General features: G+C 63.0%; 16 protein-coding genes. 5 read left to right on the top strand and 11 right to left on the bottom strand.

Annotation, left to right across the window (positions count from 1 at the left end; genetic code table 11):
• Positions 1 to 7 precede the first annotated feature (7 nt).
• Genes ACF8R4_RS00080 through ACF8R4_RS00060 form a run of 5 tightly spaced genes read right to left on the bottom strand, consistent with a single transcriptional unit; the run spans position 8 to position 3,773 of the window.
• Entirely contained in the window at positions 8 to 994 is a 987-nt protein-coding gene (locus ACF8R4_RS00080) for a FecR family protein (protein ID WP_164524146.1), read from the bottom strand.
• Positions 991 to 1,566 carry an RNA polymerase sigma factor gene (locus ACF8R4_RS00075; protein ID WP_104835383.1) on the bottom strand — a complete coding sequence of 192 codons (576 nt, stop codon included), beginning with the start codon at positions 1,564 to 1,566 and terminating at the stop codon, positions 991 to 993. The genes ACF8R4_RS00080 and ACF8R4_RS00075 overlap by 4 nt, the downstream gene beginning before the upstream one ends.
• A 4-nt stretch (positions 1,567 to 1,570) precedes the next feature.
• Positions 1,571 to 1,897, bottom strand: coding sequence for a DUF3325 domain-containing protein (locus tag ACF8R4_RS00070; RefSeq protein WP_060499747.1), 327 nt, complete (start codon positions 1,895 to 1,897; stop codon positions 1,571 to 1,573).
• Complete coding sequence (locus tag ACF8R4_RS00065) at positions 1,897 to 3,471, bottom strand: PepSY domain-containing protein (RefSeq protein WP_164524145.1); 1,575 nt, start codon at positions 3,469 to 3,471, stop codon at positions 1,897 to 1,899. Before ACF8R4_RS00065 ends, ACF8R4_RS00070 begins: the two co-directional genes overlap by 1 nt.
• Positions 3,468 to 3,773 (bottom strand): DUF3649 domain-containing protein, encoded by a 306-nt coding sequence (locus ACF8R4_RS00060; protein WP_016713490.1) that lies wholly within the window; start codon positions 3,771 to 3,773, stop codon positions 3,468 to 3,470. The genes ACF8R4_RS00065 and ACF8R4_RS00060 overlap by 4 nt, the downstream gene beginning before the upstream one ends.
• 341 nt (positions 3,774 to 4,114) lie before the next feature.
• Between ACF8R4_RS00060 and ACF8R4_RS00055 the strand changes: the two genes are divergently transcribed.
• Together ACF8R4_RS00055 and ACF8R4_RS00050 are read left to right on the top strand one after the other, a co-directional pair.
• Positions 4,115 to 4,462: an HPF/RaiA family ribosome-associated protein gene (locus tag ACF8R4_RS00055; protein ID WP_060499745.1), complete on the top strand. Its 348-nt coding sequence runs from the start codon at positions 4,115 to 4,117 to the stop codon at positions 4,460 to 4,462.
• Positions 4,463 to 4,583: 121 nt separating this feature from the next.
• Complete coding sequence (locus ACF8R4_RS00050; RefSeq protein WP_060499744.1) at positions 4,584 to 4,874, top strand: DUF3509 domain-containing protein; 291 nt, start codon at positions 4,584 to 4,586, stop codon at positions 4,872 to 4,874.
• A 3-nt stretch (positions 4,875 to 4,877) separates the two neighbouring features.
• Here the strand turns inward: ACF8R4_RS00050 and ACF8R4_RS00045 are convergent, their stop codons facing one another.
• Complete coding sequence (locus tag ACF8R4_RS00045) at positions 4,878 to 5,348, bottom strand: phosphate-starvation-inducible protein PsiE (protein WP_016713487.1); 471 nt, start codon at positions 5,346 to 5,348, stop codon at positions 4,878 to 4,880.
• 223 nt (positions 5,349 to 5,571) lie between these two features.
• On the opposite strand from ACF8R4_RS00045, the gene ACF8R4_RS00040 reads away from it, so the two are divergent.
• A complete protein-coding gene (locus ACF8R4_RS00040; protein ID WP_156868244.1) occupies positions 5,572 to 5,835 on the top strand; it encodes a YebG family protein in 264 nt (87 codons plus the stop codon).
• A gap of 124 nt (positions 5,836 to 5,959) precedes the next feature.
• Here the strand turns inward: ACF8R4_RS00040 and ACF8R4_RS00035 are convergent, their stop codons facing one another.
• Positions 5,960 to 6,979, bottom strand: coding sequence for a Glu/Leu/Phe/Val dehydrogenase dimerization domain-containing protein (locus ACF8R4_RS00035; RefSeq protein WP_025753991.1), 1,020 nt, complete (start codon positions 6,977 to 6,979; stop codon positions 5,960 to 5,962).
• A 123-nt stretch (positions 6,980 to 7,102) separates the two neighbouring features.
• On the opposite strand from ACF8R4_RS00035, the gene ACF8R4_RS00030 reads away from it, so the two are divergent.
• Complete coding sequence (locus ACF8R4_RS00030) at positions 7,103 to 7,909, top strand: SirB1 family protein (protein ID WP_104833399.1); 807 nt, start codon at positions 7,103 to 7,105, stop codon at positions 7,907 to 7,909.
• Here the strand turns inward: ACF8R4_RS00030 and maiA are convergent.
• From maiA to hmgA, 3 genes are read right to left on the bottom strand one after another with little or no spacing between them, the layout of a single operon-like run.
• The gene (maiA, locus tag ACF8R4_RS00025) at positions 7,903 to 8,535 is read right to left on the bottom strand and encodes a maleylacetoacetate isomerase (RefSeq protein ID WP_060499741.1); all 633 of its coding nucleotides are present in this window, start codon (positions 8,533 to 8,535) and stop codon (positions 7,903 to 7,905) included. The two genes, ACF8R4_RS00030 and maiA, sit on opposite strands and share 7 nt — an antisense overlap.
• A 12-nt stretch (positions 8,536 to 8,547) precedes the next feature.
• Positions 8,548 to 9,840, bottom strand: a complete 1,293-nt coding sequence (gene fahA, locus ACF8R4_RS00020; protein ID WP_060499740.1) for a fumarylacetoacetase — start codon at positions 9,838 to 9,840, stop codon at positions 8,548 to 8,550.
• 3 nt (positions 9,841 to 9,843) lie between these two features.
• Positions 9,844 to 11,145: a homogentisate 1,2-dioxygenase gene (gene hmgA / locus ACF8R4_RS00015; RefSeq protein WP_060499739.1), complete on the bottom strand. Its 1,302-nt coding sequence runs from the start codon at positions 11,143 to 11,145 to the stop codon at positions 9,844 to 9,846.
• Positions 11,146 to 11,319: 174 nt separating this feature from the next.
• Here hmgA and ACF8R4_RS00010 point away from each other — a divergent pair, with 174 nt between their 5' ends.
• Entirely contained in the window at positions 11,320 to 12,102 is a 783-nt protein-coding gene (locus ACF8R4_RS00010; protein WP_060499738.1) for an IclR family transcriptional regulator, read from the top strand.
• Between the two features lie 304 nt (positions 12,103 to 12,406).
• On the opposite strand, the gene alaC is transcribed toward ACF8R4_RS00010, so the two are convergent.
• Positions 12,407 to 13,615: an alanine transaminase gene (gene alaC, locus ACF8R4_RS00005; protein WP_060499737.1), complete on the bottom strand. Its 1,209-nt coding sequence runs from the start codon at positions 13,613 to 13,615 to the stop codon at positions 12,407 to 12,409.
• Positions 13,616 to 13,779: the final 164 nt, after the last annotated feature.

Genomic DNA, 13,779 nt, shown 5'->3' with positions numbered 1-13,779 from the left:
CAGGCAACTACTGAATCAAGGTCAACCGCCCCAACACGGTCTGCCGAGAAAAGCCCATCACCTTGCCCAGCGAATCCAGCGCCAGCAACGGTTCGCCTACTGGGAAACTGCCGCTGACCTTGCGCTGCCCCAGTTCACCATCCAGCAACAGAATGCGCCCCGGGTAATAGCGCCCGAGGTCTTCCACCACCTGCGCCAGTGGCACCTGGTAGTAATTCAACCAGCCCTGGCGCCAGGCCAGGCGGTTTTCACTATCCACCGCCTGGGTGTCGCTTAACCTGCCTGCGCTGTAGTTCACCTGCTGGTTGGCAGTCAGTTCACGCGCCAACGTGCCCTGCGCAGGGCTAACCCCCACACGCCCACTGCGTACCGTCACCTGGGCGCCCTCCCCCTGCTCGCGCACTTCGAACTGGGTGCCGAGCACTCGAACTTCGCCACCGGCAGCTTCGACCAGGAACGGCTCGCCGGTATGCGTCACCTGGAAAAACGCCGCGCCATGAAGCAACCGCACACGGCGCTCCCCCTTGGCGAAATCGACAGCAATGGCGCTACCGGCATCCAGCGTGACCTGCGAGTGGTCAGCCAAGGTCACCTGGCGAATCTGCCCGGCACTGCCGTAGTCAGCCTGCAGGTCCTGCAACCAGTACCCCGGGTGCCAACCACCGGCAACACCCACGGCCAGCACCAGACAGGCCGCCATCGCCATCGACACCGCCGCCACATGCCGCCACGGACCACGGGCCGGCGGCCTGGCCATGGCATCGAGGTAGCGTTGCAAGGCTTGCTGTTCTTCGTCGGCCAACCGCTGCGCAGGGTCGGCGCTTTTCTGCCACAACAGCTGAGCCTGTTCGTAGGCGGCGCGGTGAACAGGGTCGGCCAGCAACCACCGCTTGAACGCCGCCCCCTCGGCTTGCGCGGGCTGCTCGTTGATGCGGCTGAGCCACTGCAGGGCGGCCTGGGATTGCGCCTCGGTAATCGGGGGCATGCTGCTCATCGACGGGCGCTCCCTGGCCGGCGTGGAATGGGCGCGGGCTCGGCAACACTGGCCTTGCACGCTTCAAGGGCGCGCATCATATGCTTTTCCACGGCACTCTGGGACAGTTGCATGGCCTTGGCGATTTCGCCGTACTTGCAGCCGTGAATGCGGTTGAGCAGAAAGATCTGCCGGGTGCGTTCGGGTAATGCACGCAAGGCGGCTTCGATGCGTTGCAGGTCGTGGTCCACTTCCAGGGCCTGCTCTGGCGCCTGGGCCGTGGCCACTTCATCCACCGGCAACGCGGCTTCGGCCACGCGTTCGCGGCTGCCTTCACTGCGCAGGTGGTCGATGGCGAGATTACCAGCGCATCGCAGCAAGTAGGTGTCCAGCGCCTCGACCTTCACTTCGGGGCGCCGCCAGAAGCGCAAAAACAGCTCCTGAACCAGGTCCGATGCCGTGGCGCGGCAGCCGACGCGCCGCCTGACCAAGGCTTCCATGCGTGCCCGTTGGGCCTGGAACACCTGGACGAAACGGGCACGCCCGCCGGCACTGTCGGCGTCGGGCTCGATGATGTCCCCCTGCTCGCTCACGGCTTCACGCGGCAAACACGGCCAGCAACGGGCCGAGCACCACGCTGGCGGCGGCCAGGCCCAGCAGCAGCCGCGGCTGGTAAGGCAAGCCGAACACCCAGAGGGTTACCCCGGCCATTATCACCGCCGTCCACTCCACCAGCCCATGGGCCCAACCACGCAGGTGCACGCTGAGGACCAGCGACAGCATCAGCAGCAACCACCCGGCGATACGCAACAGCCGCAACTGCCCAGGGCGCGGCTTGCGCCCGAGCAGGTCGCTGAAGTGTTTTTCCATGGCCAAGCACAGGGCGACAAAACCTGCGAATGCGATCAGTGCGTTACCCAGCATCAGCTCGCCTCCGCTGTTTCAGTGCCCGGCTTTTTTGCTGCGCGTGGGCGCTTGGCAACCGGCTTGGGGCTGCGCAGCATCTTGCCGGCCAGCCAAGCCAGGAACAGGCCGGTGGCCAGGGCAGTCAGGTCGAAGCCGGCCATGGCCCAGTCACCCTCCAGCAGCGAATGGTTCAGCCCGCGGTGGGTACTCAGGCCGTTGAGCAGTGGCAGCAAGGCAAAGGCCAGCGCACCCAACGCCAGTTGCTCGCCCCAGGCCCTGCGCCCGCTGCGTAGTAACGCATGCACCAGCGAAAGGCCCCAGACGATGAAGAAGGCATTGACCTCCCAGTCGCCCCGGCCTTCGAAGCCTATCGGGACCAGGCGGTTGGCCCAGAAGAAAGCTGCCACCGCCAGCAGCAAGCCGCTCATGCTGGCGATATTGAGTACCTCGACCAGGCGCAGCTCGCCCGGTATGCGCTCGCTCTTGGCGTGCTTGAGCTGGCGCTTACCCAGCCACATCACCAACCCGGTGCCGATCACCGCAGTACCGGCCACACCAAAAAAGAAGTACAGCCAGCGCAACCAAGGCCCCGCGAAGTTGCCCATGTGCAGCCCGGCGAAACTGAAGGCGGTCATCATTGCCCCGCTCTCTGGCTTGCCCTGGCTCAGCAGCTCGCCACTGGCGCCATCGAAGGTCCAGTTGGCGCTGCGCCGATACGCCACATGGTCGGCAGACGATTGCGTGAAGGTGACGCGGGCATTGCTGTCGCCCGGGTTCTGCACCTGGATGTTGCCAATACGCGCGCGGGGTTGCAGTGCCTGCACCTGGGCATACAGGCTGGGCAACGGCACCAGCGGTGCAGCCACATGGGCCGCCTTGGGCGCATCGTCGCGGCCGAACAGGTCGTTGAAGTACTTGTCGGTGTCATTGCCATAGCTGGCCATGATCCCCGCCGGCATCACCATGTACATGAACAGCACCAGGCTGCTGTAGCTGATCATCAGGTGAAATGGCAGCACCAGCACTCCGATCGCGTTGTGCCCGTCCAGCCAGGAGCGTTGGCCCTTGCCGGGGCGGAAGGTGAAGAACTCCTTGAAGATCTTCTTGTGGGTGATGATGCCGGTGACCAGCCCCAACAGCATGATGAACGCGCAGAAGGTCGACAGCCATCGGCCGAACGGGTAAGGCATCTGTAGCTGGAAGTGGAAGCGGTAGAAGAACTCGCCACCGCGGCTGTCGCGCGCTTCAACCGGCTGACCGGTCTGGGTATCGAGGGTTTTACTCACGAACCCGCGTGGCCCGCCATTGGGGTCGCGGTAGCCCACGCTCAAGGCGGCCTCGCGCGCGTTGGGCATGCGAATGAACCAGGTGCCCGAATGCCCGGCATTGTCCTGCAGGTAACGTTGGGCCACACCCAGGCTGTTGAGCGGATCCAGGGCATGGCTGCGCACTTCGGGCTGCGCCCAGTGGGTGATTTCTTCCTTGAAATACGACAGCGTGCCGGTGAGGAAGATGGCGAACAGCAGCCAGCCGAAGATCAGGCCGGTCCAGGTGTGCAGCCAGGCCATCGCCTGGCGAAAGCCTTCTTTCATGGGTTTTTCATCCAGTAGGCGACGCCGCTGATCATGCCCAACAACAGGCTTGGCGCCAGTACACCCAGCCAGGCACGCCAGGCGTTGCGGCAGGCGAAGCACCAGATGAACGCCAGCAGGTAGAAGACGAACGACAGCAACAGGCCGGTGAGCGTGGCATCGACCTTGGGCAACGGCGCCACCAAGGCAATACAGACGCTGGCCATCGACGCCAGCAAATAGCCGCCCAGCAGCGCGGCCAGGCTGCGTGAGGCAACGCCCAGCCGGTAACTGAGCGGGAGGCCGGCGGTTTTGCGCGTCATGGCGAAGGTCCGGGCGTTTTCGGGGCTGCAATACTAATGATTTCAATTCTCATAAGCAAAGCCTGCTGACAGGTGACGTTTGCCGAAACAGACGGCCACCCCTAAAATGCGAAAAATTCTTACTACCGCGTCCGCGCCGGTGGTGCACGCAACGCGAATTCTGACCTGCAGCAAATGGGGGGCCGCTTTGTAGCCCCTTTTGCAACAAGAAATTTATTTTCAAAAAGGGCTTGAATTCATTCCGCAGTTGCCTGACCTTAGAGTCAAGAGGCGCAGAAATTCCAAGGGTCTCAAGGGCCTAGGCGCGCCTCCATGCGAGCAAGCTGAATAAGGATTGAATCATGCAAATCCAGGTCAACAGCAGCAACCATTTCGAAGGCAACGCCCGGCTGGATCAGTGGGTCCGCAGCACACTGCAGAACTCGCTGGAACGGTACGAGGAAGACCTCACCCGCATCGAGGTTCACCTGCGCGACGAGAACGGCGCCAAGCCCGGACCGCATGACAAACGCTGCCAGATGGAGGCTCGCCCAAAAGGCCACCAACCGATTTCCGTGACCCACATCGCCACTTCGCTGGACCAGGCAGTCGACGGTGCCGCCACCAAGCTCAACCACGCGCTGGAACACTTCTACGGCAAGTTGCGCAGCAAGCGCGGCGCCCTGGAACTGAGTGACCCAGACGCCTGATCGGCAATGCAAAACGCCCGGCCTGAAGCCGGGCGTTTTTGTTTGTAGCGATCAACGGCAGTGAACCAACCCGCCGCGTTGCCAGTCAACTTCTGCAGTCATTCGCTGCAGAAGCAAGAGCATGAACAACCCATTCGAACGAATCAGCGCTGCATTCGCCCCCGAATACCGGGTCAACCTCAGCATCACAAACCTCGACGGCAGCATCATGCTGACCCTGTCCGACGATGCCGGTGTGGTCGCCAGGCGCCTCGTCTCCCAGGCCCAGCGCAACGACCCGGTGCGCCTGCAACGGGTGATCGACAGCATTCGCCTGGGCCTGGCCATCGAATTCAGCCAGAACCCCATGCAGGTGCTGGCCGCGCTGACCCGCGACGCCCGTCACGAGCCGCGCCACGTCGTTGCCAACTGAGGGCTACTTGCCCTCCTCCACTTCCTTGCCGTTGGCATCCAGCACCTTGGTCGAGGGGTAGCGATACGAAGCGTAGCGCACCACCAGAATCGAGAACGCCAGCAGCAGGATGCCCCCGCACAGGTACAACAGCCCTTCGTCCGGCGCCTTGTGGTGCGAGACATCGCCGATCAGCAGGCGGGTCAGCGCGGTAATCGCCACGTACAGCAGGAAGCGGATCGGCATGTGGTTGGTCTTGAAGTAGATGCCCACCATCGCCCCCAGTTCCAGGTAGATGAACAGCAGCAGAATGTCATCGACACTGACCCCGCCCTTGCCGAGCATGTCCAGGAAGGTGACCACCGCCGCATAGGCGGTAATCGCGCCAATGCCGAACAGCGCCAGGTAATGGAAGGCCTCGACGCACAGGTTGCCCAGCGAGTCGGCCGAACCATGCAGGCCTTTGCGTAGCTTGTCTGCCCATTTGATGTTCACGATGTTCCATTCCCCGATACGTCTTTAAGGATGATGCGTCACCGGTGTGACGCTTGTGCCATGCAGTTAAAGGGCCAGGCCCTTGGCTTGGAAGGCGACCGATTGCCGCAAGGCACGTGTGGGCCAGGCTGAAGAATCAGGTTGCGTGATGATGGCAATGCCATTACTGTATGCGCATACAGTAAACTGCAACACAACCAGCAAAAAGGCATAGAGGTGATGAATGGCCGTCGAAGTGGTGTACCGCAGCAGCCGCGACCCGGAGCGCTTGTTCATGGATAAGGCCGAAGCAGACCGTCACGACAAGATGCTCGAACTGGCCGAGCGCCTGGCCGAAGTGCTGCACAAGGCAGTGCCGTCGCTGACTGAGCAGCAGGTTGAGGAAGCCGGTATCTACATGGCCAAGAACCGCGATGTGTTTGCCCGGGCGTTCAAGAGCCAGCCGGATGCGTTGGGCGAGTTGCTGGAAAGTGGTGCTGCCGAGTGAGATCGGCGCCGCCTGCTTCGCGGGCAGGCCCGCTCCCACAGGTATTGCACAAGTCTTGAAGCCTGTGGAGTACTTGTGGGAGCGGGCTTGCCCGCGAAGAGGCCGGTAAGGCCAACATCAACATTCAGCCGTAAAGCAACCGTTCCGCCAGCATCTGCGCCACCCGCGCCGGAGAACGCTTCTCCGCCTGGGCATGGCCGAACACTTCGGTCAGCCGTGACGGTATCCGCGCCAAGTGCGCGGTGATGGTGCCCAAATCCTCGCCACGATGCGTCAGCGCCACGTAGATCAAACCACCGGCATTGATCACGTAGTCAGGCGCATACAATATCCCGCGCGACTCCAGTTGGTCGGCCACCTGCAAGGTGGTCAGCTGGTTGTTCGCCGCTCCCGCCACCGCCGCACAACGCAACTGCATCACGCTTTGCCCGTTCAGCACCGGCCCCACGCCGCAAGGGGCGAAGATGTCGCAAGGGGTGCTGATCAACGCATCGTTGGTCACAGGCTTGGCATCGAACTGCTCCATCGCCAGCCGCACACGTCCTGGGTCCAGGTCGCTGACCAGCAGCTCCGCGCCCACTGCATGCAGTTGCTCCGCCAACGCAAAACCGACATTGCCCAAGCCCTGCACCGCTACCCGCAGGCCTCTGAGGTCATCACTGCCCAGCCGGAACGAGGTGGTGGCGCGAATACCCGCGAACACCCCCATCGCCGCATGTGGCGAGGGATCACCCGATGCGGTGGTACTGGTCACATGGGGTGTGCTCTGAGCAATGCAGTCCATGTCCAGGGTCGAGGTGCCGCTGTCCACGGCGATGATGAAACGCCCGTGCAAGGTATCGATGAAGCGGCCAAAGGCCTCGAACAGTGCGGCCCGGTTTTCCACATGCGGGTTGCGCATGATCACCGCCTTGCCACCGCCCAGTGGCAAGCCCGCCAACGCCGCCTTGTAGCTCATGCCCTGGGCCAGGCGAATGGCATCGGTCATGGCGCTTTCGTCATCGGCATAAGGCAGGTACCGGCACCCGCCCATGGCCGGGCCCAGTTGCTCACTGTGGATCGCCACAACCGCTTTCAGGCCCGTAGGCGGGTCGTTGAACAGGTGCAAGGACTGGGTACGGGTGCTTTGCATCAGAGCGAACATCGACAGGCCCCCCATAAGGTGCTCCCTCCAGTATAGGCACCGCGCTGAAGCTGATGCCGCCGCCGGACCACTGGACGAAACCGCGCGCCACGGCTAATACTCAAGCGTGTGTGGAGAAGCCCCATGAACCCACGTCAAGCCTGCCTGGCCTGCCTGGAACGCGAGCCTGTCGCCCTGCTGGAAGCCACATTGTGGATTGCCGCCGAGCACGACCGGAGTGTCGAGCCCGCGGCCAGCCTTGCCGTGCTGCAAGACCTGCAGCGCGATATCAGCACCAACCTGCCGATGCTGCCCCTGTGCGAACTGGCCCAGCCGCTGCTGCGCCAGCTCAATGCGCTGGGCTTCCAGCAGGATGAGTACCACCCCCTGCGCCCGCAAGCAGCGATGATGGACAAGGTGCTGCAACGCCGCCGTGGCCAACCGCTGACCCTGGCCATCCTCGCCCTGGAACTGGCCGGGCGCCTGTCCATTCCGCTGGAGGGTGTGGGCTTTCCTGGCCATTTCCTGCTGCGTGTACCGGGCGCCGACCACCTGCTCGACCCCTGCGGTGGCCGGCGCCTGTACCCCAACGATTGCCGTGAGCTGCTGGCCCGCCAGTTCGGGCCGCATGTTGCGCTGACGGCCGAGCACATGCGCAGCGCCACCCCGCTGCAGATGCTGCAACGCCTGTCACGCAACCTGCGCCAGCTGCACATCAGCAACGACAACCACCTGGCGGCGTTGATCGATGCTGAACGGGTCATGCAGTTGGGGCCGGTGCAGGTCAGTGACTACATGACCCGCGCCTCGTTGTACCAGCACCTGGATTGCCCACAGGCCGAGCGCTTCGACCTGGAGCATGCGCTACTACTGACAGAAGATCCGGCCCAGCGCCTGAAGCTGTCCGAACGCATCGGCAAGCTTCCGGCGGCGAACCGTTCGCTTCACTGAGCCGGGCTGTCCGGCTGCTGGGCGGGGTGGGCCTGGGTGAACGCCGGATGCCCGGCGGCCAGTGCGGCAACCCGCAGGATACGCGGGAAGCTGCTCAGGTCGATGTTGAAGCGTTCGGCGGCATACAGCTGCGGGATCAGGTACACATCCGCCAGCCCCGGTTGATCACCGAAACAAAAGCCTTGATCACCAATCAGTTGCTCCACTGCCGCCAACCCTTGGCTGATCCAGTGGCCGATCCATTGATTGACCTGCCCCTCGTCCTGCCCGGCCTGGCGCAGCCGGTTGAGCACGCTTACGTTGTGCAGCGGGTGGATGTCGCAGCCAATGATTGCCGCTACACCGCGCACTTTGGCACGCGCCTCGGCCGTGGCCGGCAGCAACGCGGGCTGTGGATAAACCTCTTCCAGGTACTCGATGATTGCCGGTGACTGCACCAGCAATTCACCGCCATCGGTGCGCAAGGCCGGTACGCGGCCCTGTGGGTTGATGGCAACATAGCCCGCCCCACGCTGCTCACCCTGCAACAGGTTGACCGGCAGGGGCTGGTAAGCCAGCCCCTTTAGTGCCAGGGCAATGCGCACCCGGTAGGACGAGGTGGAACGGTAATAGGTGTACAGCTCCATGCCCGCCTCTCCTCAGTTGGCCGCGATGACCGTGCCACGGCATTCGCCGAAGCCGATGCTGGCCACGCCGTCGCGCGTGCAGCGTGCACGCAGGATGATTTCGTCGCCGTCTTCGAGGAACTTGCGCACCTCGCCGCTGGCCAGTTCCACCGGCAGCTTGCCGCCCTCGGTGATCTCCAGCAGGCTGCCGAACGAACCTGGTGTGGCACCCGACAAGGTGCCCGAACCGAACAGATCGCCTGGTTGCAGCTGGCAGCCGTTGACGCTGTGGTGCGCCACCAGCTGCGCCACGGTCCAGTACATGCTGCGGGTGTTGCTCAGGGTCAGGCGGTGTGGGGCAACGCCCTGCTCACGCATGCGCTGGGTCAGCAGCAGCACTTCAAGCTCGATATCATAGGCACCGGCGGCCTGGTCGCGCTTGTCCAGCAGGTACGACAGTGGCTGTGGGTCGCCTTCCGGGCGCGCCGGCTGGGCGCAGCGGAACGGCTCCAGCGCTTCGGCAGTGACCACCCAGGGGGAAATGGTGGTGATGAAGCTCTTGGACAGGAACGGCCCCAGGGGCTGGTATTCCCAAGCCTGGATATCGCGCGCCGACCAGTCGTTGAGCAGACACAGGCCAGCCACGTGCTCGGCGGCATCGCCTACCGGGATCGCCTGCCCCATGTCATTGCCCTGGCCAATCCAGATGCCCAACTCCAGTTCGTAGTCCAGGCGTGCGCAAGGGCCGAAGCTAGGCTCGGTGTGCCCGGCCGGCAAGGTCTGGCCCTTGGGCCGGCGCACATTGGTGCCCGATGGGCGGATGGTGGAGGCGCGGCCGTGATAACCGATCGGCACGTACTTGTAGTTGGGCAGCAGCGGATTATCGGGGCGGAACAGCTTGCCCACGTTTTTGGCGTGTTCGATGCCGACGTAGAAGTCGGTGTAGTCACCGATCTGCGCGGGCACATGCAGTTGGCAGTCGCTGGCCGGGATCAGCGCCGGCTTCAACGCCGACTGGTGCTCGCTGTGCTCGCCAAGCAGCGCCTGCAAACGCTCGCGCAGCGCCACACGGGCACTGCGGCCCAAGGCGAAGAATGCGTTCAGCGCGCCACCGCGGGTGGCTTCGACGGCAGACTTGGCAGCACCGTCGAACAGGCCGGCAGCCAGCACCGCTTCCAGGTCGAGGATCGCGTCACCGATGGCCACGCCACAGCGTTTGGCTTCACCCGGCCGGCTGAAAATACCCATCGGCAGGTTCTGCAGCGGGAAGTCGCAGTGCCCGTTGGCGTGCTCGACCCAGCTACGGGCATTGGCAGTGTGGTTCATGGGTTATCTCCGGTTCGGGTTGAAGGTGCTCGGCAAGGTGGCCCAGCAACTATCGTAGTCGGCCTGCAATTGCGGGCATTCAAGGGCTTGCTGGCTCGGGCGCAGCACTTGGCTGGTCTCGAACATGAAAGCCATGGTGTTGTCGATCTTGTGCGGCGCCAGGTCGGCGGCAATGGCCTTTTCGCAGGTTTCGGCGTCGGGACCATGGGCGCTCATCACCCCGTGCAACGAGGCACCACCCGGCAGGAAGCCTTCGGCCTTGGCATCGTAGGCACCGTTGATCAGGCCCATGAACTCGTTCATCAGGTTGCGGTGGAACCAAGGTGGACGGAAGGTGTTCTCGGCCACCATCCAGCGTGGCGGGAAGATCACGAAGTCCATGTTGGCCAGGCCATGTACGCTGGTCGGCGAAGTCAGCACGGTGAAGATCGAGGGGTCCGGGTGGTCGAAGCTGACGGTACCGATGGTGTTGAAGCGGCGCAGGTCGTATTTGTACGGGACGTTGCTGCCGTGCCAGGCCACCACATCCAGCGGCGAATGCTGCAGTTCGCAAGCCCAGTGCTCGCCGAGGAACTTTTGCACCAGTTGCACCGGCCCTTCGGCTTCTTCGTAGTGCGCCACCGGGGTGAGGAAGTCGCGCGGGTTGGCCAGGCCATTGCTGCCGATAGGGCCCAGGTCCGGGATGCGTAGCGGCGCGCCATGGTTTTCGGCGATGTAGCCGCGGGCCTGGCCATCGAGCAGTTCGACACGGAACTTCATGCCGCGAGGAATCACCGCGATCTCCAGCGGTTCGACCTCCATCACGCCCAGCTCGGTGGCAATGCGCAGGCGGCCCAGCTCCGGCACCAGCAGCAGTTCACCGTCGGCGTTGAAGAAAACACGCTCCATGGAACGGTTGGCGCGGTAGATGTAAATACTCACACCGGCCGGTTTTTCCGCAGCAGCGTTGGCCACCATCGGCAGCCAGCCCTCGATGAAGTCGGTCGGTTCGGCAGGGATCGGCTGCGGGCTCCAGCGCAGGCGATTAGGGTTGATGCCACCCAACGGCCCGCTCAGCGGCTGGCGCGCCAGGCGCTCGAAACGTGGGTGCAGTGCAGACGGGCGAATACGATAAAGCCAGGTACGGCGTAGCTCACTGCGGGCCATGGTGAACGCCGTGCCCGAGAGCAATTCGGCATACAGCCCATAGGGCGCCTTCTGCGGGGAGTTCTGCCCGACCGGCAAAGCCCCTGGCAGTGCTTCGCTGGCAAATTCGTTGCCGAAGCCGCTGAGGTAGTGAAGGTCGGGTGAGGTGTCGCGATTCATCGATGCCTCCGGGCTCTGGCCGAGCCGTTGCGGGCAGCTGGCTGCTGGCCCGGTGTGGGGTGACAGCGCGTCTGCATTGTTTTTATCGTAATCAGATTACGAATAACGTAATTTGCCCCGCGCTTGGCGTCAAGCTATAAAGGCCCGACTTGAAGAATCCGGAAGCCGATATCCATGACCAAAGCCAGCTCCCCCGCCGACAACGGCAAGCAGAAAGTCCGCTCGGCGGAGGTCGGCACCGACATCCTGAAGGCGCTTGCAGAGCTCTCTCCTTCCACTTCGCTGTCACGCCTGGCGGAACATGTGCAAATGCCGGCGAGCAAGGTGCACCGTTATCTGCAGGCGTTGATTGCCAGTGGCTTTGCGGAGCAGGACAGTGCCACCAACCATTACGGTTTGGGTCGCGAAGCATTGCGGGTGGGGTTGGCGGCGCTGGGCAGCATTGATGTGTTGAAGATTGCCGCCCTGCCGCTGTCGCAATTGCGCGATGAACTGAACGAGAGCTGCTTCATTGCCGTGTGGGGTAACCAGGGCGCGACCGTGGTCAGCATTGAACCGGCAGTGCGTGCGGTCACCGTGGTCACGCAAATCGGCTCGGTGCTACCGCTGCTTACCTCCTCTACCGGCCTGGTGTTCGCCGCCTACCTGCCCGAGCGCGAGACCGTGGAGTTGCGCGACCGCGAGCTGGCCGCCCTACACCACAATGCAGAGGACTACCAGGCGGTATTGGCCGGCATTCGCGACCGTGGGCTGCACCATGTGCACGGCCTGCTGATGCCAGGTGTGGATGCGTTGTCGGCACCGGTGTTCAATGCCTTGGGGCAGGTGGTGGCCGTGATGACCGTGGTCGGGCCAACGTCGATTTTTCATGCCGACGAACATGGGCCGGCGGCGCAACGGCTGCTGGCAGCGGCCCGAGAGACCAGCTGGCGCATGGGCTATTCGCCGGCCGCGTGAGCGCCTGTAGCACTATTGCCCGATACGTAAAGGTGAATGTCATAAGCAGCTATTTTTCCTACAGGATCAAGCGCTTATTCTTAACTCACTGGCCGGCATGAAGGGCTCTTCCCCCCCGCCTTTCAGGCCTGCGAGGTTCACCGACGTAGATTTTGAAGCTCCTTGATCTAACGTCTCGATTGGCCGCTGTGGCTTGCAGCGGCCTTTTTTTTTGCCCAGAAAAACCTGCGCGCTCGACGGGCTCGCACGGCCCCGGTAGAGCGGCCTCGTGTAGCGAAAGGGCCGCAAAGCGGCCCTGACAGGTTTACTTGCGGGCCAACCCATCGGCCCGGAACATCTGCCGGATCCCGCGAATGGCCTGGCGAATGCGATCCTGGTTTTCGATCAGGGCAAAGCGCACATGGTCATCGCCATAGTCACCAAAGCCAATCCCCGGCGACACGCACACCTTGGCCTCGGCCAGCAGTTTCTTGGAAAACTCCAGCGACCCCAGGTGCGCATACTGCTCCGGAATCTTCGCCCAGACGTACATCGAGGCCTTGGGGTTCTCGACCATCCAGCCCAGTTCGTGCAGCCCCTTTACCAGCAGGTTGCGACGCTGGCGGTACTGCTCGGCGATGTCGCGCACGCACTGCTGGTCACCTTCCAGCGCAGCGATGGCAGCGACCTGCAGCGGGGTGAAGGTGCCGTAGTCGTGATAGCTCTTGATCCGCGCCAAGGCACTGACCAGCTCGGGATTACCGACCATGAAGCCGATCCGCCAGCCCGCCATGTTGTAGCTTTTGGACAAGGTGAAGAACTCCACCGCAATGTCCTTGGCGCCGGGCACCTGCATGATCGACGGGGCTTTCCAGCCGTCGTAGACGATGTCGGCGTAGGCCAGGTCGTGCACCACCAGCACGTTGTACTGCTTGGCCAACGCCACCACGCGCTCGAAGAAGTCCAGCTCCACGCATTGGGCAGTAGGGTTGGACGGGAAACCGAGGATCATCATCTTCGGCTTGGGGATCGACTCGCGGATCGCCCGCTCCAGCTCGTTGAAGAAGTCCACGCCCGGCACCAGCGGCACCGAACGCACCTGGGCACCGGCAATGACCGCACCGTAGATATGGATCGGATAGCTGGGGTTGGGCACCAGTACCGTATCGCCCTGGTCGAGGGTGGCCAGCATCAGGTGCGCCAGGCCCTCTTTGGAGCCGATAGTGACGATGGCTTCGCTTTCCGGGTCGATGTCGACCTCGTAGCGTTCCTTGTACCAGTTGGAAATGGCCCGCCGCAGGCGCGGGATACCGCGAGAGGTGGAGTAGCCGTGGGTGTCTTCACGCTGGGCAACCTGCACCAGCTTCTCGACGATGTGCGGCGGGGTGGCGCCATCGGGGTTGCCCATGCTCAGGTCGATGATGTCCTCGCCACGGCGGCGGGCAGCCATCTTGAGTTCGGCAGTGATATTGAAGACGTAAGGGGGGAGACGATCAATGCGCGCAAAGCGGCGCGGCGAACCTGGGTTGGCCATGGCTTCCTCTGAGTACGTAAGCGCCCGGAACCGTCCGAGCGACGTTGGCCGATGTGGCGGCCTGGATCAGAAGATAGTGCCGAAACATGGTACCTGTAAAGGATAATTTCCTGTTTTGTTAGAATTTTTCAGATGTATTTTTTGAAAATTAAAGATTTATGTTT

The sequence above is a fragment of the Pseudomonas sp. FYR_2 genome (assembly GCF_043106425.1).
GTDB lineage: Bacteria > Pseudomonadota > Gammaproteobacteria > Pseudomonadales > Pseudomonadaceae > Aquipseudomonas > Aquipseudomonas monteilii.
This window is presented reverse-complemented; position numbering and strand designations above follow the sequence as displayed.